Genomic DNA, 2,058 nt, shown 5'->3' on the forward strand with positions numbered 1-2,058 from the left:
ATTGTTAAAGAACTCTTCTTTTTCTCGTCTTCACTGCCGCCATTTCTAGTGGCGAAAGCGGATGCAAAGATAAATCGTTTTTCCCTTCCCTTCCAAATCTTTTCCAAAGTTTTTTCAAACTTTTTTCTCGTGGCGTCGTAACATCTACTTTTCGCCCCTCGATTATCACTTCAAACATCTCAAGAACTCGGCTAAAACCGCCGCTCATCATCCTCGATCTCTCGCCCCCGTTTCGGTTTTGCGGGTGCAAAGATAATGGCATTTTTTACCCCTTTCCAAATTTTTTACCAACTTTTTTTGAACTTTTTTACAAGACACTGGAAAACAAGTTTTTCAAAAGAAGGTTTCCCGGGAGGATAGTCCCGTTACAGGCACAGGTATTGAGTCGGGGAGCAAGTTTTGCCATCTTGACTGGAGAAAAAACAATACACGTGCGCCGTGATTCCGGGTTGTCGCTTGAACCGGAACGTGGCCACCCGGTCAGCCCTTGTTGCCTCGACTCCCTCCACGAGCGAGGGGGAGAAGGAGTGGTTGGCATGTAACACCAGTACCGCCAAGCGATCGCCCGCCCCCGCGGAGGGCAAGCCGGCATCCCCGTCCCACGTCAAGGTTACCCGGTCGTCATCGTCCACCACCGCTTCCAAGTGGTTCACTTCCTGCAACGATCCCGCCGTCAAGCTCAAGCGGGAGAAATCGCCGATCTTCCCGTCTGCGTTAAACACCAGCATGTTCTCTTTCATGAAAAGGTTGAAACCGTTCTTCCCCGTCCCATTAGCCGCCTGTTTCCAAATTTCACGGGAGATCACTTCCACCAGGCGCCGGTAAAAATAAGTCGCCGCACGCAACCGGGAACGAAGCGACCGCTGGTTATCACTGTTCGCGTCTCGAAAATTCGCCGCCGTACTCCTTACTCGGGTTTCCCCGCCTACACGGTAAAAAATAGTGTTTCCCACTTTACCGCGAAGTTGTTGATCTGATTTTGCCATAATTTCTAGTCTTTAAATTCTTGGGACAAAGATACATCACGTTTTCCCCGGGACATCATTTATGACACGGAAAACCTTTTTCATATCATGAACACCCATTTTCATGACATGAACGGCTTTTTCATTCCCCGGGATACTGGGCATTTCCCGAGGTATTCACGGGCTTGAAAGGGAGAAAAAAGGCGTTTCCTTCATTTCACCCCTGCTTCACGAGCGTCAAGGGAACGCTCCCGAACGAACGTGCACCGAAGTTGTTCCGAAAATGAACCGAGGTTATCACCTGTTTTCTCCCTTATCTCACCAGGACTACTCCGGGATCTTACCGAAACACTCTATATTTACATAGAAGAGGGTGTGTCAAAGCACACCCATGGGTCCATAAGGTCGAAAAGTCCATAAAGTCGGAAGGTCGGAATGTTACAAATATTGCAGATTATTGTATTGATGATCAGAAATTTGCACGGCTTTCGACTTTAAGGGCTTTCAGAACCGAAGGTTCGACTTTATGGACCTTATGGACTAGGAGGTGTGTTTTGACACACCTCCCTCACCATTTATGGAAGATACAATCCTACCTACTTTTCCTTTGGTACAAACATTAAATCCACGACATTAGCATTCGTGAATAATTTCTTCGCGAATTTCTGGATATCTTTCGGTGTAATCTTATCGACCACCTTATCGAAATCTTTCGCGGCTGTAATGTCACGTCCGTCAATATAATAAGTACGAATTGCATTCATCCAATAACCATTATTCGGTTTTGCCTGCTCGCGGTTTTTCTTTATCGTGGTAACCACGTTCTTCACCTCCTCCATGGTGGGAGCCTCTTTAGTCATGAGTTCCAACTCGGCAAAAATCAATGACTTCAAGTGTGCTGCCTTTGCCGGGTCACAATCGAATGCTATGTTAAGCCCGCAATTAGCGTACGGTATTTTGGAAGCGCCGCTTTGCACGGATACCCCGTATGTACCGCCTTCTTTCTCGCGGATACTTACCAAATATCTATTGCTAAGGATACTCTTCAATATATTCAAGCAAAGTCCATCATGAGTCGACAATTTCATTCCTT

Annotated in this window: 2 protein-coding genes; both read right to left on the minus strand. The window is 46.7% G+C overall.

Annotation, left to right across the window (positions count from 1 at the left end):
• Nucleotides 1–365: 365 nt before the first annotated feature.
• Nucleotides 366–986 (minus strand): DUF6266 family protein, encoded by a 621-nt coding sequence (locus BN8899_RS00085; protein ID WP_065217812.1) that lies wholly within the window; start codon nt 984–986, stop codon nt 366–368.
• A 575-nt stretch (nt 987–1,561) separates the two neighbouring features.
• Nucleotides 1,562–2,058, minus strand: a 497-nt coding sequence (locus BN8899_RS00090) for a M16 family metallopeptidase (protein WP_148375189.1), incomplete at its 5' end; no start/stop codon positions are given.

The sequence above is a fragment of the Butyricimonas sp. Marseille-P2440 genome (assembly GCF_900091675.1).
Lineage (GTDB): Bacteria > Bacteroidota > Bacteroidia > Bacteroidales > Marinifilaceae > Butyricimonas > Butyricimonas synergistica.